22 protein-coding genes are annotated in these 20519 nt (G+C 42.9%); 18 read left to right on the top strand and 4 right to left on the bottom strand.

Features of this window, described 5'->3' with window-relative positions; genetic code table 11:
• Positions 1 to 13: 13 nt before the first annotated feature.
• The 16 genes from KQI39_RS10830 to KQI39_RS10755 all read left to right on the top strand — a co-directional run bounded on the left by KQI39_RS10830 (position 14) and on the right by KQI39_RS10755 (position 16075).
• The gene (locus KQI39_RS10830) at positions 14 to 1870 is read left to right on the top strand and encodes a DNA-directed RNA polymerase subunit alpha C-terminal domain-containing protein (RefSeq protein WP_216418311.1); all 1857 of its coding nucleotides are present in this window, start codon (positions 14 to 16) and stop codon (positions 1868 to 1870) included.
• Between the two features lie 145 nt (positions 1871 to 2015).
• On the top strand, positions 2016 to 2576 hold the full coding sequence (locus KQI39_RS10825; protein ID WP_216418309.1) for an Rpn family recombination-promoting nuclease/putative transposase: 561 nt from the start codon (positions 2016 to 2018) through the stop codon (positions 2574 to 2576).
• Positions 2577 to 2730: 154 nt separating this feature from the next.
• Positions 2731 to 4080 carry a phosphopyruvate hydratase gene (eno, locus tag KQI39_RS10820; protein WP_216418307.1) on the top strand — a complete coding sequence of 450 codons (1350 nt, stop codon included), beginning with the start codon at positions 2731 to 2733 and terminating at the stop codon, positions 4078 to 4080.
• 70 nt (positions 4081 to 4150) lie between these two features.
• Positions 4151 to 4384 (top strand): preprotein translocase subunit SecG, encoded by a 234-nt coding sequence (gene secG, locus KQI39_RS10815; RefSeq protein ID WP_118515926.1) that lies wholly within the window; start codon positions 4151 to 4153, stop codon positions 4382 to 4384.
• A gap of 178 nt (positions 4385 to 4562) precedes the next feature.
• Complete coding sequence (rnr, locus tag KQI39_RS10810; RefSeq protein WP_216418305.1) at positions 4563 to 6824, top strand: ribonuclease R; 2262 nt, start codon at positions 4563 to 4565, stop codon at positions 6822 to 6824.
• 11 nt (positions 6825 to 6835) lie between these two features.
• Entirely contained in the window at positions 6836 to 7306 is a 471-nt protein-coding gene (gene smpB, locus KQI39_RS10805) for an SsrA-binding protein SmpB (protein WP_021652954.1), read from the top strand.
• A gap of 50 nt (positions 7307 to 7356) precedes the next feature.
• Complete coding sequence (locus KQI39_RS10800; protein ID WP_243279058.1) at positions 7357 to 7848, top strand: acyl-CoA thioesterase; 492 nt, start codon at positions 7357 to 7359, stop codon at positions 7846 to 7848.
• Positions 7849 to 7998: 150 nt separating this feature from the next.
• Complete coding sequence (locus KQI39_RS10795) at positions 7999 to 9024, top strand: hypothetical protein (RefSeq protein ID WP_253293147.1); 1026 nt, start codon at positions 7999 to 8001, stop codon at positions 9022 to 9024.
• Positions 9025 to 9038: 14 nt separating this feature from the next.
• Positions 9039 to 9734 carry a UMP kinase gene (gene pyrH, locus KQI39_RS10790; protein WP_216418303.1) on the top strand — a complete coding sequence of 232 codons (696 nt, stop codon included), beginning with the start codon at positions 9039 to 9041 and terminating at the stop codon, positions 9732 to 9734.
• Positions 9735 to 9780: 46 nt separating this feature from the next.
• On the top strand, positions 9781 to 10332 hold the full coding sequence (frr, locus tag KQI39_RS10785) for a ribosome recycling factor (RefSeq protein ID WP_148448895.1): 552 nt from the start codon (positions 9781 to 9783) through the stop codon (positions 10330 to 10332).
• A gap of 66 nt (positions 10333 to 10398) precedes the next feature.
• Entirely contained in the window at positions 10399 to 11106 is a 708-nt protein-coding gene (locus KQI39_RS10780) for an isoprenyl transferase (RefSeq protein WP_216418301.1), read from the top strand.
• Between the two features lie 3 nt (positions 11107 to 11109).
• On the top strand, positions 11110 to 11904 hold the full coding sequence (locus tag KQI39_RS10775) for a phosphatidate cytidylyltransferase (protein ID WP_216418298.1): 795 nt from the start codon (positions 11110 to 11112) through the stop codon (positions 11902 to 11904).
• 11 nt (positions 11905 to 11915) lie between these two features.
• Positions 11916 to 13058, top strand: coding sequence for a 1-deoxy-D-xylulose-5-phosphate reductoisomerase (gene dxr / locus KQI39_RS10770; RefSeq protein ID WP_216418296.1), 1143 nt, complete (start codon positions 11916 to 11918; stop codon positions 13056 to 13058).
• Positions 13059 to 13068: 10 nt separating this feature from the next.
• Positions 13069 to 14346 (top strand): RIP metalloprotease RseP, encoded by a 1278-nt coding sequence (gene rseP / locus KQI39_RS10765; RefSeq protein WP_330385018.1) that lies wholly within the window; start codon positions 13069 to 13071, stop codon positions 14344 to 14346.
• A 127-nt stretch (positions 14347 to 14473) separates the two neighbouring features.
• Positions 14474 to 15298, top strand: a complete 825-nt coding sequence (locus KQI39_RS10760) for a hypothetical protein (RefSeq protein ID WP_216418294.1) — start codon at positions 14474 to 14476, stop codon at positions 15296 to 15298.
• Positions 15299 to 15379: 81 nt separating this feature from the next.
• Positions 15380 to 16075: a carboxypeptidase-like regulatory domain-containing protein gene (locus tag KQI39_RS10755; protein ID WP_330654033.1), complete on the top strand. Its 696-nt coding sequence runs from the start codon at positions 15380 to 15382 to the stop codon at positions 16073 to 16075.
• On the opposite strand, the gene KQI39_RS10750 is transcribed toward KQI39_RS10755, so the two are convergent.
• From KQI39_RS10750 to KQI39_RS10740, 3 genes are all read right to left on the bottom strand, one after another.
• A complete protein-coding gene (locus tag KQI39_RS10750) occupies positions 16043 to 17611 on the bottom strand; it encodes a recombinase family protein (RefSeq protein WP_216418292.1) in 1569 nt (522 codons plus the stop codon). The two genes, KQI39_RS10755 and KQI39_RS10750, sit on opposite strands and share 33 nt — an antisense overlap.
• Before the next feature lie 173 nt (positions 17612 to 17784).
• Positions 17785 to 18747 carry an Ig-like domain-containing protein gene (locus KQI39_RS10745; protein WP_216418291.1) on the bottom strand — a complete coding sequence of 321 codons (963 nt, stop codon included), beginning with the start codon at positions 18745 to 18747 and terminating at the stop codon, positions 17785 to 17787.
• 73 nt (positions 18748 to 18820) lie between these two features.
• Positions 18821 to 19423 carry a phage minor capsid protein gene (locus KQI39_RS10740; RefSeq protein WP_216418289.1) on the bottom strand — a complete coding sequence of 201 codons (603 nt, stop codon included), beginning with the start codon at positions 19421 to 19423 and terminating at the stop codon, positions 18821 to 18823.
• A 73-nt stretch (positions 19424 to 19496) separates the two neighbouring features.
• On the opposite strand from KQI39_RS10740, the gene KQI39_RS10735 reads away from it, so the two are divergent.
• Both KQI39_RS10735 and KQI39_RS17575 read left to right on the top strand, forming a co-directional pair.
• Positions 19497 to 19670, top strand: a complete 174-nt coding sequence (locus KQI39_RS10735) for a helix-turn-helix domain-containing protein (RefSeq protein WP_253293146.1) — start codon at positions 19497 to 19499, stop codon at positions 19668 to 19670.
• A gap of 189 nt (positions 19671 to 19859) precedes the next feature.
• Entirely contained in the window at positions 19860 to 19991 is a 132-nt protein-coding gene (locus KQI39_RS17575; RefSeq protein ID WP_256443744.1) for a hypothetical protein, read from the top strand.
• On the opposite strand, the gene KQI39_RS10730 is transcribed toward KQI39_RS17575, so the two are convergent.
• The gene (locus KQI39_RS10730; RefSeq protein WP_173775746.1) at positions 19988 to 20389 is read right to left on the bottom strand and encodes a helix-turn-helix domain-containing protein; all 402 of its coding nucleotides are present in this window, start codon (positions 20387 to 20389) and stop codon (positions 19988 to 19990) included. The genes KQI39_RS17575 and KQI39_RS10730 overlap by 4 nt on opposite strands.
• Between the last annotated feature and the right edge of the window lie 130 nt (positions 20390 to 20519).

Raw genomic sequence — 20519 nt, 5'->3', positions numbered from 1 at the left:
AGAAATTCAGCACATGAAGATCCGAGAATTAAGTATATCAGCAAGGGCAAGGATGTGCTTGCTTACAGCTGGGTATGAGGATATAGAGGAACTAAGAGATATTACAGACGAAGAACTTTTGGAAATTAGGAATTTAAATGTGAAAGGTGTTACAGAAATCAGGGCAGCAATTGAGGCGTATTTTATTGAAGAAGAGGATGAATCGGAAAAAGATTTAGAAGATGAATTTAAAGATATTACCATATTTCAAAGAGATGAAAATATTGGAGTTACTGTCGATTTTTGTGGCCTCGAATTTGATGCAGTTTCTGAGAGTATTACCATCAGTATATGGGTTAGTAATAAATCTGAGGATACATATGATATTTGGATCAAAGATTTGCATATAAATGGAAAAAGTCATAAAGATTTCTGTGATATCGGAAGTGTTTCTGATTATAGCAGTGGGTATTTGGAAGAAGAAATTGATGACATTGATTATGAGAAAATTCAGACAATTAGATTTCTCGTTGAAATTGATGACGAAGATGACAACGAATTAGCTAATAGTAAAATTGTTACATTATCTTGTAATACAGAGGATGAAAGTTTCACTGTGGAAAGTATTGCAGATTATGAAGAGGAAGCAGATATCTCTGAGGACGAAGATATAGTTGATGATTTTGAAAAAAAATTCACTAAAGAAGAGGAAAATTCAGAAGGTAACTGTAAAGATAATACCATATTTCGAAGAGATGGTGTTATTGTTGAGATTTGTGGAATTAAATTAGATTCACTTTCTAAGACTATTAGCATCGGCATATGGACTGATAATGAATCTGTGGATACATATAAAATTCGGCTTAAGGATTTATATATAAATGAGAAACTAAGTAAATATTTCAATGATATTGAGCAAAGTATTTCGGCATACGGATGTGCTTATATAGAAGGAAGAATTGAAGAAACTAATAATATTGCTTATGAGGAAATTCAAAGAATTAAATTCCTCGTTGAAATTGATTACGAAGCTGACAAGGAATTATCTAATAGTAAAATTGTTACAGTATCTTGTAATACAGAAGATGAAAGTTTCACGGTGGAAAGTATTGCAGATTATGAAGAGAAAGCAGATATCTTTAAGGAGGAAGATACAGTTGATGTTTTAGGAGAAAATTCTGTTGATGAATGGCTGAGACCGGCGGTGGAAATGTATAAAGCAAGCTTGCGGGGCCTTTCCAAAAATCAAAATAATCAAAATTGCGTTTTAGCGGCATATCCGGATATTATTAAAAACATTGTACGAAAAAGGGAGAAATATTGGGAGTATCGTTTATATGTAGAAATTGTAATCTATGAATATGAGAACTTACGAGAGTATCGCAATCAAAAAGTGGTGTTTGGAAAGTATGAGGATTGTCTAAAGCGCATTGAAGATTCTAATGAGTTTGTAGATTTTATAAAATCACAAATGGATAAATTGTTAGATTTTATTCGTAAAATTGAAAGTTATGTAAATGAAGATTTGAAAGAAGCTTTTGGAAAATCAGGAGAAGCTGGGGATGTGCATAAGATAATTGAGGCTACAGAAAAAATGATGCAAATATATAAAGATATGATTGAATGGAAACTGTCTTTTGGAAATATTGATGCAGATTGTACTTGTAGCAGAATGGTTGAACTGTTATGCCAGGTTGTTGAAAGTGCTTTGGAGAATTTCGATGTGCTGTATTCTAAAATGCAGGTCGCTAAGAAACAATTTGAAGATTTGTTAGCTGGTCTGATTACAGAGGAAGAATTGCACGTGGATATAAGTATTCCTATCGTAGTAGAATTGGATGAATTTAGTAAAAAATGGAATGCATGGACAGAAAAATATCTTAATATTTAAAAAATCAGGGGGGATTGCTACGGTAAATTTTAATTTTCAATATTTCCATAAACTCCTTCCCAAACCACAAAAACCATGCTACCATTAACATGAATCAGAAAATAAAATATCTGATTACATAACCAGATCAAAGGTGGTGAAACCTATGGGTACCAAGGATACCATCACCAAAGATTACATGGCAGACAACCGTATTTTTGCGGATGTGTTTAACCATATGCTGTACAAAGGAGAAAAAATCATAGACCCTGACGCATTGTATCCACTGGATACAACTGCTCTGACTGTTCCTTATGGAGCGGAAAAATCAGAAGTTCCTGTTCAGAAGTTTCGAGATGAATTTAAAGCATTTACTGCGATGCAAGATGAATCTAATGTTTATCTTCTTCTCGGGATTGGGAATCAGTCAGAACAGAACTTTGCAATGCCGGTTAAGAATATGGTCTATGACTCATTAGAATACGCAGGGCAGGTAGAAAAATCTGCTAAATCTCACAGAAGGGCTAAGGAGAGAGCACCTACATCAGGAGAATATCTTTCTGGGTTTTATAGGAATGATCGTTTAATTCCGGTTATCACTGTAGTTGTATATTTCGGTGCTGACACCTGGATCGCGCCCAGAAGCCTGCATGAGATGTTTGACGTGAAAAAACCGGAGATTCTTTCCATGGTTCCGGATTATTGGATCAATCTTTTTTCACCGTAAGCGCTATTGGCGGTTACGATATTTCAGACAGGGGAAACAGAACACGTATAGACCCAAACCTTTTCGGACAAGCTACCTTTATGAACATAAGAAAAGAATCAAAAAAGCGCAGGAGATCATAAACAGTATTATTATTTTCAAGGAGGGAAAACTTATGCTACGTTATCTGCCTGTTCGAAAAGTTCACGCAAGACAGGTCCTGGATTCCAGGGGGAATCCTACGGTGGAAGCGGAAGTTACTGTAGGAGAAGGAATCGTAGGGATCAACGGATACACGGGAAGAGCCATGGTGCCGTCCGGAGCGTCCACAGGGAAATTTGAGGCAGTGGAGCTGCGGGACGGGAACCGGGAGGAATATCTGGGCCAGAGTGTAAAAAAAGCAGTGGAGAACATCAACACCCGTCTGGCGGATGCCATCATCGGAGAGAATGCCCTGAACCAGGCATGGATCGATCATCTTCTGATCGAAACAGATGGAACGGAAAACAAAAGCAGCGCAGGAGCCAATGCCACACTGGCAGTATCCCTGGCAACGGCCCGTGCTGCAGCAGGGGCGCTTCGGCTCCCTCTTTATCAGTATCTTGGAGGATGTCATACCATGCAGCTTCCGGTGCCGATGATGAATATCTTAAACGGTGGAAAACATGCGGACAACACGGTAGACCTTCAGGAGTTTATGATCATGCCAACAGGAGCTTGCTGTCTGGAAAAAGGTATCCGCATGTGTGTGGAAGTTTACCAGCACTTAAAGCTTCTTCTCCGGGAAAAAGGACTTTCCACAGCAGTTGGAGACGAAGGGGGATTTGCCCCGGATCTTCCGGATTCGGAGGAAGTGCTTACGCTGATCGTTCATGCAGTGGAAAAAGCAGGATACAAACCTGGAGAAGAGATCGCCATTGCCATTGATGCAGCTTCCAGCGAACTTTATGATGAGGAAAAAGGCGTGTACTTTTTCCCGGGGGAGAGCCGCATGAAAGGGGAAAAGATCTACCGGGATGCCAGGGAGATGACAGAGTACTACGAGAAACTGGTGGGAAAATTTCCCATTGTTTCCATTGAGGATGGGCTCTGGGAGGATGACTGGGAAGGCTGGAAATACCTGACGGAACATCTTGGAAAAAAGGTCCAGCTTGTGGGAGATGATCTGTTTGTCACCAATATCAAACGTCTGCGCTGCGGTATTCAGCTTGAAGTCGCTAATGCCATCCTTATCAAGGTAAATCAGATCGGAACCCTCACGGAAACCCTGGATGCAGTGGAAATGGCCCAACATGCGGGATACCGTGCGGTGATCTCCCACAGGTCCGGCGAGACCGAGGATTCCTTTATCGCAGATCTGGCGGTAGCCTGCGGGGCCGGACAGATCAAAACAGGTGCGCCCTGCCGTTCGGACCGGAATGCCAAGTATAATCAGCTTCTGCGGATTCATGAACAGCTTGGAACCCTTGGAAGATATACCGATCCTTTTGCAAAAAAATCTCAGAAAAAGCCCTGCATAAAATAAACGGAAAATGGTTGAAATCCCGGTTTAGCTATGGTAAAATAACCTCTAGTTGATTAGGAGGTGTAACCGCGTGAACATTTTGAAGATTATTCTGACTGTAATTTATGCAATAGATTGTATCGCTCTGACTGTTGTCGTACTGATGCAGGAGGGCAAGCAGCAGGGTCTTGGCTCTATCGCCGGAGTAGCTGATACTTACTGGGGTAAGAATAAGGGCCGTTCCATGGAAGGTGGTCTCGTAAGAGGTACCATTATCATGGGAGTTATTTTCTTTGTACTGTCAGTCGTACTGAACATTATCTGATCTGCCGGGAGCAGAACAGAAGTTGGGAACACTCTTGCTGCGTTAGCATGCAGAAGAACCTCGGATGGAGACTTCTTTTGTTAATCAGCAGGAGTGTTTTTGCGTTGATACAGGGTCACGGGTGAGACTTCCTCTGGAATGATAACAGGGTAAAAATGAAATAGAAACAGGAGAAAATGTGAAAAGATCGAAAAATTTTGAAAAAAGAAAAAAGTTTATAATGGAGCTTCTGGGAGATCCGCTGTATAAACCTATGCGACTGCGGGAGATCGCATCTCTCCTCCAGCTGGATAAGAGTGAGAAAAAAGAGCTTTTTGATGTGCTGGATGAGCTTTGTGCCCAGGGAAAGGCGGAAGTGGATAATAAAGGAAGATATAGTAAAGTTTCCGGTAAGCGCAGAGACAGACGGAAGAAAAAAGATGCTCTGAAGGCAGAGAAGCAGGAGCGTGGCCGTAAGGGAAGAGAACGCAAGGAGCACGAGCATGAGGAATACCGTTTTTCCGAGAAGGACGGAACTATTATGGAAGGAACGTTCATCGGCCATTACAAGGGCTTTGGCTTTGTGGAAGTGGAAGACCAGGAACAGGATATTTTTATTCCGGAAAATGACACGGGAAGTGCCATGCATCAGGATAAAGTACAGATCCTTGTACGAAACGGACATAAAGAGGGCAAGCGCCCGGAAGGTGTTGTCCTGAAGGTTCTGGAGAGAGGAATGCCTTCCATCGTGGGAACCTACCAGAGCAGCCGGGATTACGGTTTTGTGATCAGCGATAACCCCAAATTTTCCAAAGATATCTTTATTTCCAGGAAAAATTCCATGGGAGCCAAAGATGGAGATAAGGTAGTTGCGGAAATCGTGGACTATGGTTCCAGAAACCGGAAGCCGGAAGGAAAGATCACAGAAGTGCTGGGAAATTTACGTTCACCAGGAACAGATATCCTTGCTATTGTGAAGAGTTTTAACATTCCAAGTGTATTTCCGGATAAGGTACTCCGTCAGGCAGACCGTGTGCCGGATCATGTGCAGGAAGCAGATATGGATGGAAGACTGGATCTTCGAGATCTTGTCACGGTTACCATTGACGGCGAGGATGCAAAGGATCTGGATGATGCCATTTCCCTTACAAAAGAAGACGGAATCTATCATCTTGGGGTACACATTGCAGACGTCAGCAATTATGTCCAGGGTGGCAGTGCCCTTGATCGGGAAGCACTGAAGAGAGGAACTTCGGTTTATCTTGCGGACCGCGTGATTCCTATGCTTCCGGAACGGCTTTCCAATGGAATCTGTTCTCTGAACCAGGGACAGGATCGTCTTACTTTAAGCTGTCTGATGGATGTCAATGAAAAAGGCAAGGTAATTTCCCATAAGATCGCGGAAACAGTGATCCGCGTAGATGAGCGTATGTGCTACACCGATGTAAAAAATATTCTGGAAGATACCGATGATGTGGCAAAGAAACGTTACGAATCCCTGATCCCCATGTTTTTCCTGATGAAGGAGCTTTCCGGGATCTTACGCAGCCGCCGCCATACAAGAGGTTCCATTGATTTTGATTTTCCGGAAAGCAAGATCATACTCAACGCAGCAGGAAAAGCTATTGACGTACAGCCTTACGAGGCCAATGTGGCAACCAGGATCATTGAGGACTTTATGCTTCTTGCCAATGAAACCGTGGCACAGGAATACTGTACCGGAGATTATCCGTTTGTATACAGAACTCATGAGAATCCGGATCCGGAAAAGATCGAAAGTCTTCTGATGCTTCTTCATAATGAAGGCGTCAACATCCAGAAATCCGGGCAGGAGATCACACCAGGTGAGATCCAGGAGATCCTGGAAAGTATCGAAGGAATGCCAAATGAGGCGCAGATCAGCCGCCTGACACTGCGTACCATGAAACAGGCGAAATATACCACCGAATGCAGCGGACATTTCGGTCTTGCGGCGAAGTATTACTGTCACTTTACCTCTCCGATCCGAAGATATCCGGATCTTCAGATCCACAGGATCATTCATGACCGTCTGAGAGGCAGACTGGTAAGAGAAGGACGTACCGAACATTACAAGGAGATCCTGGATGAAGTGGCACGCCAGTCCAGTGTGTGCGAACGGCGTGCAGATGAGGCGGAAAGAGAATCTGACAAGCTGAAGAAAGCAGAGTATATGTCCTATCATCTGGGCGAGGAGTATGAGGGAATCATCTCCGGCGTTACCGGATGGGGACTTTATGTGGAACTTCCAAATACTGTGGAAGGACTGATCCATATCAATACATTACGAGACGACTATTATGTATTTGACCAGGATGCATATGAACTGCGGGGAGATATGACAGGAAGGATCTTCCGTCTTGGGCAGAAAGTCCGTGTCCGTGTGGCAGATGCGGATAAAATGCTGAAAACCGTGGATTTTGTTCTGGCTGAAGAAGACTGAGGGAGCGCGAAATGGCAAAAAAAACAGGAATGAAATTGATTGCAAATAATAAAAAAGCTTTTCATGACTACTTTATTGAGGACACTTATGAGGCCGGGATTGCGCTGGCTGGAACCGAGGTAAAATCCTTACGTTCCGGCAAATGCAGCATCAAGGAGGCTTTTGTCCGTGTGGAAAACGGGGAGGTTTATGTATATGGAATGCATATCACTCCTTATGAGAAAGGAAATATTTTTAACAAAGATCCTCTTCGTGTGCGGAAACTGCTTCTGCATCGTTACGAGATCAATAAGATCGAAGCCAAATTAAAGGAAAAAGGACTGACCCTGGTACCTTTGAAGGTTTATTTCAAGGACAGCCTGGTAAAAATAGAGATCGGTATGGCACGTGGTAAGAAACTTTACGACAAGCGCCAGGACATTGCCAAGAAAGATCAGAGAAGAGAAGCAGAGAGAGACTTTAAGGTGAAAAATCTTTATTAACTGGCCGATTTCTGCTGGAAAAAAGTATGATAAAAAGCGGGGAATAAAAAATGGCAGAGGTACAGGAAAGACGTAAAAAAACGGTGGAAGCGTCCATGACAGAGCAGGTTCATCTGATCATGCAGCAGCATCTGAACGGAGGCGGAAGGCTTTTTGGCGGAGCGCTGATGCAGTGGCTGGATGAGGTTGCCGGTGTGGTGGCTATGCGCCATGCGGAAACCTATCGTGTGGTAACTGCGGCAGTGGACAATCTTCAGTTCAAGCATGCGATCTATGAAGGTGAGATCGTAGTGCTTAAGGGATATGTGACTTACGTGGGAAGAACTTCCATGGAAGTTGAGATTGATACGTATGTGGAACAGCCGGATGGTATGCGCCGGACTGTAAACCGGGCGTTCTTTGTGATGGTGGCTGTAGATAAAGACCAGAAACCGATTCAGGTACCGGAACTGATCATTACCACAGAAGCAGAAAAAGCCCGGAATGAAGCGGCGAAAATGCGCCGTGACATGCGGAAAAAAAGAAGAGAAAACGGCTTTTGACCGCAGATGTTTTAATTTTTGACATAGTCTGAAAAATCTAAAGATTCTGTGAAATTCAAACCGGTCAGGTTGACAAGAAAGTGATACTCTGTAATAATAGAAAGAGGTAAGCTGACAGCAAATAGAACCATTTTATATGGAGGAGATATAATGAAAAAACGTTATTTGATTCTTGCAGGAATTCTTGCGGCAAGTATGCTTGCTGCCGGATGTGGGAAGAAGAATTCCGTGGCACCTGAACAGAAAGTGGAAGTAACTGTGACACCGACTGTGACAGAAGCAGCGAAGACAGATGTGGTAGAAATGCAGACATCTACAGACGATACAGCGAACATCAAGAATGTGATGGGAACCAAGAGTGAGACAACCACAAGTATTGTGTTTACAAATAAAATGGGCTCTACAATCTCTGCGATTTATGTCCGTCCTACCAGAGATGACGGAGATGACAGCGATGAGACCTGGGGCAGTGATCTTGTAAGTGGTAAGTTTACGCTGGCTGACAAAGATAAAGCCGTTTATTATATGGAAAAGAGCCAGAAAGATGATGACGGTAACGCAGCAACAAGTTTTGATGTGAGAATTACGTTTTCTGACGAGGAGCAGAATGAATGCTTCTTCCGTAAACTGCCGCTTTTGACAATTTCTCAGCTGAGTCTCTGTATGGATGGCGAGGGTGAAGATGGAATCCCATATGCTACATATCTGACAAGTGGAAGCACCAAGGAAGTTTCCACATTGAAGGATGTGAAGGCAAGACTCGGTATTGAGGATGACAGTGAAGAGAGCGATTCCAGCGACAGCAGTACAGATTCCACGGACAGTACAGATTCCAGCAGCACAGATTCCGCATCTTCTTCAGCAGATAGCAGTGGGGATAATACTGACAGCAGTGATTCCAGCAGTACAGATTCACCATCTACTCCGTCTTCAGATTCTTCGGATGATCCGGATCCCACAGAAGCACCATCCAGTGATGATGATCCGGCATCTGTGGCAAAAGGATATATTGGCCAGTCCATGACAGATCTTGTAAATGCATGCGGCAGTCCGAATGGCAGCGACTATGAGGATGAACCGGAGTCCGGTAAGACAGGTTATTATTATTATGATACGTTTACGGTTTCCACAACTTTTGATAATAATGGAAATGAAGTTGTGTCCGGCGTATGGTAAAGGAGAATAAACATATGAAAAGAGTGTTACTGAAATTAAGCGGAGAGGCTCTTGCAGGAGAGCAGAAGAGAGGTTTTGATGAAGCAACCGTTACAGAAGTTGCCAAACAGATCAAGACTATTGTGGATGAAGGACTTCAGGTTGGTATTGTAATCGGAGGAGGAAACTTCTGGAGAGGACGTACCAGCGGGGCCATGGACAGAAGTAAGGCTGACCAGATCGGTATGCTTGCTACAATCATGAACTGTATCTATGTATCTGACATCTGCAGATATGTGGGACTTAAGACAGAGGTGTTTACCCCGTTTGTATGTGGCGCATTTACCACTCTTTATTCTAAAGATGCTGTAGAAGAGAGCTTCGCAGAAGGAAGAGTTGTATTCTTTGCAGGTGGTACCGGTCATCCATATTTTTCCACAGATACAGCTACAGTACTTCGTGCTGTTGAGATTGGCGCAGATGCCATTCTTCTTGCCAAAGCTGTTGATGGAATCTATGACAGCGATCCGAAGGTAAATCCGGATGCCAAGAAGTATGATGAGATTTCCATTGATGAAGTGGTTGCCAAGAAACTGGCAGCTATGGACCTCACCGCTTCCATCATGTGCATGGAGCAGAAGATGCCGATGCTGGTATTCGGTCTTGATGAAAAAGACAGCATCGTCAACACTGTACACGGTAAGTTCTCCGGAACAAAGGTAACTGTGTAAGCAGAAGGGAATAATAAAAAAATAACCATACAGGGAGATATGTGAAATGGATGAGAGAATTCAGGTATACGAAACAAAAATGGGAAAAACACTGAATGCTTTGGAGAGTGAGCTGACAACAATCAGAGCCGGCCGTGCAAACCCGCATATTCTTGACAAACTTACCGTAGATTATTATGGAGCACCAACTCCGATTCAGCAGGTGGCAAACATTTCTGTTCCGGAGGCACGTATGATTCAGATCCAGCCATGGGAGTCCAGCATGATCAAAGCTATCGAGAAAGCAATTCTCTGCTCTGATCTTGGATTAAACCCGAGCAACGATGGAAAAATGATCCGTCTTGTTTTCCCGGAGCTTACCGAGGAACGTCGTAAAGAGCTAGTAAAAGACGTTAAGAAAAAAGGCGAAGGTGCCAAGGTTGCAGTAAGAAATATCCGTCGTGATGCCAACGATGCATTTAAGAAACTTGCAAAACAGGATGTTTCTGAGGATGAGATCAAAGAGCTTGAGGATCAGATCCAGAAACTTACAGATAAGTACATCAAGGAAGTTGACAAGGCGATCGAGAACAAGTCTAAAGAGATTCTGACTGTATAATTGTAAGAGATACGAGGATAAAGAGGGCTTCTTTGAAGAAGCTCTCTTTCTGTATGGAGGAGATTTATGAACGTACCAAATCATATCGCGATTATTCTGGATGGAAACGGAAGGTGGGCAAAAGAACGTGGAATGCCGAGAACCTACGGACATGTAAAGGGATGCGCCAATCTTGAGAACATTTGTTACGATATTAAGGATCTGGGAGTAAAATACCTTACCGTTTACGCTTTTTCCACAGAAAACTGGAAACGTTCCAGAGAAGAAGTGGAAGCGCTGATGAAGCTGTTCCGCAGTTATCTTAAGAAATGTATCAAGATTTCCAAGAAAAATAATATGCGTATGAAAGTCATCGGGGATATTACTGCTTTTGCACCGGATATCCAGCAGAGTGTCCGGGAGTTGGAGGAATATTCCAAAGATTTTGACGGCATTTATTTCCAGCTGGCATTAAATTACGGAAGCCGGGATGAGATCCGCCGTGGAATGCAGAAGATGGCACAGGATGTAAAAGACGGAAAAGTTGAGCCGGACAGCATTACAGAGGATACCATTGAGAGCTATCTGGACACTGCTGGTGTACCGGATCCGGATCTGATGATCCGTACAAGTGGAGAGCAGCGTCTTTCCAATTTCCTGCTCTGGCAGCTGGCTTATTCCGAGTTTTATTTTACACCGGTTGCATGGCCGGATTTCAATAAAGAAGAGCTGGTCAAAGCCATCGAAAAATATAATCAGAGAGACAGACGTTACGGTGGCGTCAAGGAGGAGTAGATCATGTTTAAGACAAGACTGATAAGTGGTATCGTCCTTGTCATCATTGCCCTGGCAACTATCATTTCCGGCAGCTGGATTCTGTTTTTTACACTTCTGGCTGTTTCACTGATCGGAATGAGAGAGCTTTACAAGGTAATGAAGGTAAGTGATGAGCACGTTACTGTGCTGGAACTTGTGGGATATCTTGGAGCAGTGCTTTATTATATTGCCATGAAATTTGATTTTGGAAGTTATGGAACAATGGCGATCATCATCAGTATGATCCTGATCCTGTTTGTCTATGTATTCGGTTATCCGAAATACCGTGCGGAACAGGTGATGGCAGCATTTTTCGGAGTGGTATATGTTGCGGTGATGCTTTCCTTTATCTATCTTACCAGAAGCCTCCCGGACGGAAAATTCCTGGTATGGCTGATCTTTTTATGCTCCTGGGGCTGTGATACCTGCGCTTACTGTGTGGGAATGCTCATCGGCAAACATAAGATGGCGCCGGTTTTAAGCCCGAAGAAATCCATCGAGGGAGCTGTAGGCGGCGTTGTGGGAGCGGCGCTTCTTGGAGTGATCTATGCAGCGGCCACACAGGGAAAAATGGCAGAGTATGCCCTGATCTGTGCAGTTGGAGCCCTGATCTCCATGGTAGGCGATCTGGCTGCATCTGCGATCAAGAGAAATCAGAACATTAAGGACTATGGTAAGCTGATCCCGGGTCACGGAGGAATTCTGGACCGTTTTGACAGCGTGATTATCACAGCTCCTGTTATTTATTATCTTGCAAAAACGATTCTTGGAATTTAGGAGATATTGAAATGAAGAATATTGCAATCTTAGGTTCTACCGGTTCCATCGGAACTCAGACACTGGATGTGGCAAGAAAAAACGAAGATCTTCGTGTTGTTGCGGTCAGTGCGGGAAAAAGTGTGGAGAAACTGGAAGAACAGATCCGGGAGTTTCATCCGCTTCTGGCTGCAGTCTGGGATGAAAAGGCAGCCCGGGACCTGAAAACACGTATTGCGGATACGGACACAAAGGTAGTCAGCGGAATGGAAGGACTTCTGGAACTTGCGTCCATGCCGGAATCCGATATTCTTGTCACTGCGATCGTGGGAATGATCGGGATCCGTCCTACCATGGAAGGAATCCGTGCGGGAAAGGACATCGCCCTGGCGAATAAAGAGACCCTTGTCACAGCCGGTCATCTGATCATGCCAATGGCAAAGGAATACGGCGTATCCATCCTTCCGGTTGACAGTGAACACAGCGCCATTTTCCAGGCTATCCATGGAGAAGAAAACAAAGAGATCCATAAACTTCTGGTCACGGCATCCGGCGGACCATTCCGCGGACGTACCACAGAAGAACTTCGAAATGTTACGGTTGCGGATACTCTGAAACATCCAAACTGGGTAATGGGACGGAAGATCACCGTAGATTCCGCGACCCTGGTAAACAAAGGTCTGGAAGTTATGGAGGCCAAGTGGCTGTTTGACATGGACCTGGATCATATTCAGGTGGTGGTACAGCCACAGAGTATCATTCATTCCATGGTGGAATTTAAAGACGGCGCGATCATGGCACAGCTTGGAACTCCGGATATGAGACTTCCGATCCAGTACGCTCTGTACTATCCACACAGACGTTATCTGGATGGAGACCGTCTTGATTTCACGAAACTCCGTGAGATCACATTTGAGGTTCCGGATATGGACACATTCCGCGGACTTCCTATGGCAATCCAGGCATCCCGGGAAGGGGGAAGTATGCCGACTGTCTTTAATGCGGCCAATGAGCTTGCAGTAAAGAAATTCCTGGAAGAAAAGATTGGCTTTCTGGATATTTATGAGATTATTGCACAGTCTATGGAAAGACATAAAAAAATCGCGCATCCGGATCTGGATGAGATCCTTTCTGTAGAGCAGGATACTTACCAGTGGATCGAAAGCAGGTGGTAAATTGAGATTTGTGATTGCTGTAATTATTTTCAGCGTTGTGATACTGATCCATGAACTGGGACATTTTCTCCTGGCAAAAAAGAACCACATTGAGGTGGTGGAATTTTCTCTTGGCATGGGTCCGAGGATCATAAGTACGGTAAAAGGTGGCACCCGCTATTCTGTGAAACTGCTTCCTCTTGGCGGTTCCTGTGCCATGGCAGGAGAAGATGCGGAAGATGACAGTCCGGGAACCTTTAATTCTGCTCCTGTGTGGGGCAGGATTGCGGTGGTTGCCGCTGGTCCGGTATTTAATTTTCTGCTGGCCTTTGTCCTGTCTGTGATCATTGTGGGCTGTATTGGCTATGATCCTGCAACTGTATTGCAGGTAACAGAAGGTTCCGCAGCAGAAAAGGCAGGCCTGAAAGAAGGCGATGTGATCACAGAGTACCAGGGATATCACATTGACCTGGGAAAAGATCTCTATGTGTATTCGTATCTCAATGAGCTGAAAGAGGGAGATACCATCCATCTGAAGGTAAAACGTGATGGAAAAGAACAGGAGATCTCCTATAAGCCGGATGTAAATGTACGATATCTCCTTGGCTTCAACCGTTCCGATGTAAATTCCATGACAGTGGAATCCCTGATCAAAGGAATGCCGCTGGAAGAAGCAGGTCTGGAAGCGGGCGATGTGATCACGAAGATCAACGGTGTGGAAGTCCCGGATGGAAATGCATATGAAAAATATATCGAGGAGCATCCACTGTCTGATGAACCTGTGACGATCACTTATGAACGAAACGGGCTGGAATATGAGGCGGAGATTACACCAAGAGAATACAGGACACCGGTTTCCGGTTTCGGATATAACACATACAGCGAAAAGACTTCCGGTTTCAATGTTCTGAAATACGGTGCGGTGGAAGTAAAATACATGATCCGCACTACGATCTTAAGTCTGAAAGAGCTTGTGACCGGTCATCTTGGAATGAAAGACTTAAGCGGCCCGGTTGGTGTTGTGGATGCCATCGGGGATACTTACGAACAGTCCAAGAGCGAAGGAACACTGATGATCTGGATGAATATGCTGAACATGGCAGTTCTTCTTTCTGCCAACCTGGGAGTGATGAACCTGCTTCCCCTTCCGGCACTGGACGGAGGAAGGTTGGTATTTCTGGTGGTAGAAGCAATCCGGAGAAAACCGGTAAACCGCCAGGTAGAAGGCATGATCCATTTTGCGGGACTGATGCTTCTGATGGCGCTGATGGTTGTGGTTATGTATAATGATATTTTGAAGATTTTCTGATATCTGACAAAATAAGGCAAATATTTAGTGCTGTATGATCTATGAGAAGATGATACAGCACTTTTTCTGTGCAGATATTTATTATATAATGAAGATATCAGAGCAAAAGAGAAGGAGATATGGGAATTTGAAAAAGAATATTTTAATACTGGCGGCTTTGATAGCAGTTGTTCTGGCGGCACCTTTTCTGATCATAAAAGCGGATGAGGCAATCCAGATAAAAAATGCAGAATTTAAGGAAAAACAGAATAATGTATGTTATGAAAAAGCGGGAGAATGCATGGATGCAGGTGAATATGATGAAGCGATAGAATTACTTGAAAAACTTCCGGGAAATTATGAGGATGCAGAATATATTATCCGGTATGCAAAGTTTTGCAAAGCTGTTCAGAACGAAGAAGGAATTGAGGAGCTGCATAAACTCATATGGAATTTTCCGAAAGAGGATAAGTACAGTGGTAAATATGCAGAAGAAATGAAGAGTGCTAAAGAAGATACAGAAGTACAGTATGAAAAATATATGGCACAGAAAGAAAAAGAAGAAGAGGAAAAAATGAGGAAGAAAGATGAGCCATATAAAGGAATGAAAGAAAAATATATAAATATTACGCTTCTGGGAAGGGCAAAAGAGAAAAGAACAGAACATTACTGGCGGGACACACCGGGAAAAAGGACACAGGACATTCAGTACAGATATATGTGGTATAACAGCAATGGAGCAAAAAAATTCATGGCAGTCTGCAGAAACGGACGGGTCAGCAGTGTAGTGGAATTTGTTTCATCCACAACATCCGGGAAAAAAACTTACCGTGGAAATACCAGCAGGAATAATGACAGAAAAGATATGTACGATGTGCAGGATTATGATGATCCGGAAGATTTTTATTATGATCATGCAGATGAGTTTGATGATATCCAGGATGCGGAAGATTACTGGGAGGAAGCACAGTAAGATATATGGCATTTTTTTGATTTTGTGCATATACTGGCAGAGAGTCAGTGTGTTTTCAGGTACAAAAAGGAGTCTCTGTTTATGAAAAATCATTCTTATCTTTCCATGCAGCAGGATACCCCGGATCAGGGACGGCTGCAGGTGACGGTGCAGGACGGAGCCAATAACCGCCCTGTGGAAAATGCCAGAGTGCGGATTTCTTATACGGGAGTACCGGATAATGTGATCGAGGAAGTCCGTACGGATTCTTCCGGAAAAACGCCCATGCTGGATCTGGCAGCTCCTCCGCTGGAATACAGCATGAAACCGGTGGAGCAGCAGCCCTATGCAGAATATACAGTCCGGATCAGTGCCGAGGGTTTTACACCAAAAGAAGTAGCCGGTACAGAAGTTCTTCCCCATTCCATTGCCAGGCAGGGAGCATCCCTTAGCAGACAGCAAGGTAGTGGAGAGGACTATCAGCGGATCGTCATCGGACCCCATACGCTTTTTGGGGAATATCCTCCCAAAAATCCGGAAGCAGAGATCAAGCCGATAAATGAAACCGGCGAGATCGTATTAAACAAAGTGGTGATCCCGGAGTATATCGTAGTCCACGACGGGCCGGTAGGGGATACCTCTGCACAGGATCATTATGTAAGATACAAGGATTATATCAAAAACGTGGCCAGCAGTGAGATCTATGCAACCTGGCCGGAGGACACGATACGTGCCAATGTGTGGGTACATAAAGGCTACCCACACTTATTTTTGCTGTATTTTTGGGTAAATATCTAAAGTAAAAGAAACATCATCACCATTTTTCCAGGTGTTTCTTTTACTTTTAGTATAAACAGCCTTTTCTATCAGCTCACGAAGAAACTGATTCTTTGTAGACGTATCCCATGTCCAGTAATGAGCGAGAAGATCTTCACACTTGGGAATAAAAGAAGAACGCTGAAACTGGAGTTCTTGTTCGTGTTTAATTTCTTGCCTTAAAGAATAAATCACTGTATCGCAGGCAGACAGTTCGGCGGCAGTAGCTCTGGAACGCTCAAGAAATTCATCTGTAGAATAAATTCCCTGTTCAAGAAGATCGTATTGTTTTTCTTTCTTTTTCTTCAAAATATCAATTTCTTTTAATTTTCCCCGGATCATTTCTTCTTTTTCAGAAATAGAAAGAGAATATTCCTGATCAGAAAAACTGCTATTTAACTTGTAGCCATCTACAAGTTCCTGGATTCCGTCAAGAAGAGCTTTTTCAACAAGAGGGAGCTTGCTACTTATATTGTCGCAGGAACTATATGGACATCGGAGTAGAGCACCTTGTCTGTCACTTGGGGATTTACGGGTCATAACATAACCGCATTTTCCACAACGGACAATACCGGCAAGCGGATTACGGAGCACATGCAGAGAATTAAGCGGCCGCGCAGGGTTTCGATTTACAATATCCTGTGCTTGCTGAAAAAGTTCTTTTGATACAATAGCAGGATGTCTGCCTTCGGCAAGAATATGATCCTGAGCGAAAGGGCGTGAGATGGTTATCTGGCCGTCCTGTATATGCTTTACAGCCTTTCTACTGTTCCAGCGTATCATCCCTGCATACACCGGATTTCTGAGAATTGCCTGCACGCGAGGAACGGTCCACAGGCCGCCATCCATGGTCTTGATTCCGGAATCATTTAATTTACGGCAGATCTTTGCCATTCCGATTCTTTCGCCTGATACTCCATGGACATACAAATTGAATATAAGTTTGACGATTTCTGCCTGATCCGGAACAGGCTGCAGTGTCCATCCTTTTTCACCGATGAGCTTTATGCGGGAATATCCGTATGGCGGCTTACTACCACAATACTTACCTTCTTTTGCAGAAGATTCACGACCTGCAGTAAGACGGCGGCGAATAGTCTTATATTCTCGGCGGGACATAAAAAGCCCGAACTCGAAATACTCTTCGTCATATTCGTTATTTGGATCGTAAGTTTTAAGTGGAGTAATGATTAATGTGCTGGAATACTGGAAAGCCCTAGCGACAACACCCTGGTCAATGGTGTCACCTCTGGCCAGACGTTCCACCTCGACAACCAGGACACCATCCCACATGCCGGCCTCCACTTCACGAAGAACCTGTTGCATAACAGGACGTGCGGAAATGGTCTCACCAGATACAATCTCTTTATAGATCGCGCCTACATTGTAACCACGCTTTTTAGCAAGATCAAGAAGGATCCGTTCATGGCGGGCAAGAGTTTCACCCTCACCCCTGGCCTCAGCCTCCCGATCGGCACGGGACTTACGCAGGTAGATGCATACATTTAAAAGTTCCATAATATCACCTCGGTTTAAAATATGTAAAAATGGGTACAAAAATAACGACCACACAAATGTTCTGATTGTGTAGCCGCTCCGAAGATGATACAATATCTTTGGTAAAAATTGGATATCTCTTCGGAGATCCACCACCGTCCCGGTATTGGCGTACTGGGGCGGTTTTTATATGTTTAATTGATTTTTATATTAAAAATTGCGGAATATTTTTTGTATGTTGTGTTGGTATATTGATCAACATAAATCTTGAAGTTTCCGGCATGATCAACACCGATGATTCCTTGAGCGTGACACTTGGCACCAACAGGAAGTTCCTGAGGATAATATGCCTGGTCGTTTGGATAAGAATATCCAGTATAGCCTTTTGCGTCTACAATTCTTTGAAGATCCATTGAAATATATAATCCATCACCATATCCAAGATTTTCATAAGTATAATCAATGAGATATACAGCGTCCGGATAAACATCCGAATATGGATTACGTTCGTCCATTTCTGTGACGGAATTGATTCTTAAACTCCACTGACCAGGAACTTTCCAGGTCTGTCCTATATTATACGTTTTTACAACGGTGGGTTTCGGATTGACATTTACATAAGATTCAAAATGATAAGTTCCGAAAGTTGCTGTTATTGTTACATATCCAGAACGCTTGGCAGTAGCTTTTCCCCTGGAATCAATAGAAACCACAGATTTATTTGAAGATCTCCAAGTTATTTTCTGTTTTGTTCCATAAATAGAGTATTGATATGTCTTTCCGGCAGTCATTGTAGATACCGCTTTTCCAGCTCTGGGGGATTCTGTTATAAGTTTACATTTGTATATAGCTTTTCCTTTCCTTGCGGTAATGATTGTGGAACCATTCTTCTTATAGAATGCAACGCCAGAAGAGGAAATGGTAGCACATTTTTTGTTGGAACTGCTCCATTTGTAACCGTAACCCGGAACTTTAAACCGTACTCGCTCCGATCGGGAAAGATAGGATGTAACGGTCTTGCCTTTCTTTAAGGTAACTGTGCTTCGATAGCCACCACCCCACGAAGAGTTCCAGCCACTTGCAGCCTGAACAGGGATACTGCAGAAGAGCAGGCACAAAGTCAACAACAGTGAGATACACCAGGTTTTCTTTTTCATAAGAAACGCCTCCTTTAAATTATAATATCCACAGATAATACGACAGTAATCAATAAAATTCTCTTAATAGTTATTACTTGGGAGAATTGATTCCGTCAAAATATGGATATATTCCTAAAATGCAATTAGGGCAAAAGCCACCATTTTTAGATATTTTTGATGGCAGTTTAGGGTATTTCTTTGTCTTGCCGCTGATTGAAAATACTTTTGAGTTGTATTTGCTGCATATAGGGCAACTGCTGTTGGTTGAAATTGTTACGAAGTCAATATTCTGTTTTTTACATTCACTAAGAGCATTCTTAATTCGGACAAGATTTGAAACACGCTTATCTTTAAAATCCGGATGTTTACGATATATTTCGTTTAATTCTTGTTCAGCAAAATCATGATTGCCAGTTAATTCAATGTATTTTATAAGACGTAAATACTCTTTTTCAGTTAAAAGTGGGCGATTTTCATAGTCAGAAAGCTCGTTGGATTTTTTTAAACAAGCAATAGCGCAGTCCATACGACCGGCTTTTTTATGCTCTGTAGCTTTTCTCTGCAAAAGATAATAAATGCAATCTTTTGTATCTGTTCCAGTATGGTAATTCTTAGCTGGAACAGGTATTGCATTTATTCCAGCAAGAGTATCCATATCATAACGTGGAGAACGAAAAAAATTAAATAATCCCATACATGCCTCCTTTATGAATAGAAAAGATGTTCTTGTCTACAATATAAACATGAAAATATTATTAGCAGACATTATGTACAATAAAAACGTATCAGCACGACAACTGGCAACTTTAACCGGGATTTCAAAATCCACGATCAACAACATTGCCAACGAAACATATTCCCCAACAATGGATAATATGGAACGTCTGGCAGCAGTGCTGAGAGTACGGATCTCTGATTTATATGATTCTCCGTACAAGTAGTAAAAAAGTGTCCAGAATTCTGGACGATTCCCTCCTGAGTGACGAAAAGTGTCGAAAAAGTGCGTATTATAGTTACAAAAAGGAGATGAGTATAATATAACGTACTCAATTTCCTTGCAAAGAACGTAAGTTTGATGTATATTAAAAACAAACAAACGTTCGGAAAAGACGCAGAACGGAGGGATACATATGAAAAAGCAGGATGAATACAAAAGCTACATTATGGAGATGCTTGAAAAAATGGATTCTGCAGATGAAACTTTTTTAAAACAGATTATCATTCTTATAAAGAAACATCTCGAAAGGAAGAGGGGACATTAGCCCTCTTTCTTTTTGCTTAAATTTTCACCGAGCTTTTTGCTAAAATTCTTGATTACTTCCTGAGATCCAGGAGATAACTCGTTGTATGTCCGGATAATTTCTAAGATAATTCCATAAAACTCATTATTCTTTCCATTTTCCAAAACATCTGATACCAGATCAGCAATCTCTTCTTCCTCAGAAAGTTTCTGGGGCATATCACCGTCGCCAGTCCGCAACCATGTCTCGTTAACATTAAATTCGCGACATATTGCTTTGAGCATTTGTTCTGTAAGACCACGATCACCTTTTTCAATCTTAGATATTGCAGACTTTTGCACACCTAATCGTTCCCCAAATTGCTCCATACTCATTTTACGAAATTTGCGGACTTCTCTGACTCTTTCGCCCTGTGTCATTTACTCACCTCCTAGTATAATAATGATGTAGTCAATCAAGACTACTTGGTTAATAAGTTTCTATAAATCAGATAACAGAAGAAGGGGTTCTTCCTTCATCAGATGTTATCCGTAATAATGATCATGTCTG

The sequence above is a fragment of the Blautia sp. MSJ-36 genome, assembly GCF_018917985.1.
In the GTDB taxonomy this organism is placed as follows: Bacteria; Bacillota; Clostridia; order Lachnospirales; family Lachnospiraceae; genus Blautia_A.
This window is presented reverse-complemented; position numbering and strand designations above follow the sequence as displayed.

Excerpts from the sequence above, each read along its gene's own strand:
- KQI39_RS10830 (WP_216418311.1), top strand. The coding sequence starts at position 14 with ATGAAGATCCGAGAATTAAGTATATCAGCAAGGGCAAGGATGTGCTTG.
- KQI39_RS10825 (WP_216418309.1), top strand. The coding sequence starts at position 2,016 with ATGGGTACCAAGGATACCATCACCAAAGATTACATGGCAGACAACCGT.
- eno (WP_216418307.1), top strand. The coding sequence starts at position 2,731 with ATGCTACGTTATCTGCCTGTTCGAAAAGTTCACGCAAGACAGGTCCTG.
- smpB (WP_021652954.1), top strand. The coding sequence starts at position 6,836 with ATGGCAAAAAAAACAGGAATGAAATTGATTGCAAATAATAAAAAAGCT.
- KQI39_RS10800 (WP_243279058.1), top strand. The coding sequence starts at position 7,357 with ATGGCAGAGGTACAGGAAAGACGTAAAAAAACGGTGGAAGCGTCCATG.
- KQI39_RS10795 (WP_253293147.1), top strand. The coding sequence starts at position 7,999 with ATGAAAAAACGTTATTTGATTCTTGCAGGAATTCTTGCGGCAAGTATG.
- pyrH (WP_216418303.1), top strand. The coding sequence starts at position 9,039 with ATGAAAAGAGTGTTACTGAAATTAAGCGGAGAGGCTCTTGCAGGAGAG.
- frr (WP_148448895.1), top strand. The coding sequence starts at position 9,781 with ATGGATGAGAGAATTCAGGTATACGAAACAAAAATGGGAAAAACACTG.
- KQI39_RS10780 (WP_216418301.1), top strand. The coding sequence starts at position 10,399 with ATGAACGTACCAAATCATATCGCGATTATTCTGGATGGAAACGGAAGG.
- KQI39_RS10775 (WP_216418298.1), top strand. The coding sequence starts at position 11,110 with ATGTTTAAGACAAGACTGATAAGTGGTATCGTCCTTGTCATCATTGCC.
- dxr (WP_216418296.1), top strand. The coding sequence starts at position 11,916 with ATGAAGAATATTGCAATCTTAGGTTCTACCGGTTCCATCGGAACTCAG.
- KQI39_RS10755 (WP_330654033.1), top strand. The coding sequence starts at position 15,380 with ATGAAAAATCATTCTTATCTTTCCATGCAGCAGGATACCCCGGATCAG.
- KQI39_RS10750 (WP_216418292.1), bottom strand. The coding sequence starts at position 17,611 with ATGGAACTTTTAAATGTATGCATCTACCTGCGTAAGTCCCGTGCCGAT.
- KQI39_RS10745 (WP_216418291.1), bottom strand. The coding sequence starts at position 18,747 with ATGAAAAAGAAAACCTGGTGTATCTCACTGTTGTTGACTTTGTGCCTG.
- KQI39_RS10740 (WP_216418289.1), bottom strand. The coding sequence starts at position 19,423 with ATGGGATTATTTAATTTTTTTCGTTCTCCACGTTATGATATGGATACT.
- KQI39_RS10735 (WP_253293146.1), top strand. The coding sequence starts at position 19,497 with ATGTACAATAAAAACGTATCAGCACGACAACTGGCAACTTTAACCGGG.
- KQI39_RS17575 (WP_256443744.1), top strand. The coding sequence starts at position 19,860 with ATGAAAAAGCAGGATGAATACAAAAGCTACATTATGGAGATGCTTGAA.
- KQI39_RS10730 (WP_173775746.1), bottom strand. The coding sequence starts at position 20,389 with ATGACACAGGGCGAAAGAGTCAGAGAAGTCCGCAAATTTCGTAAAATG.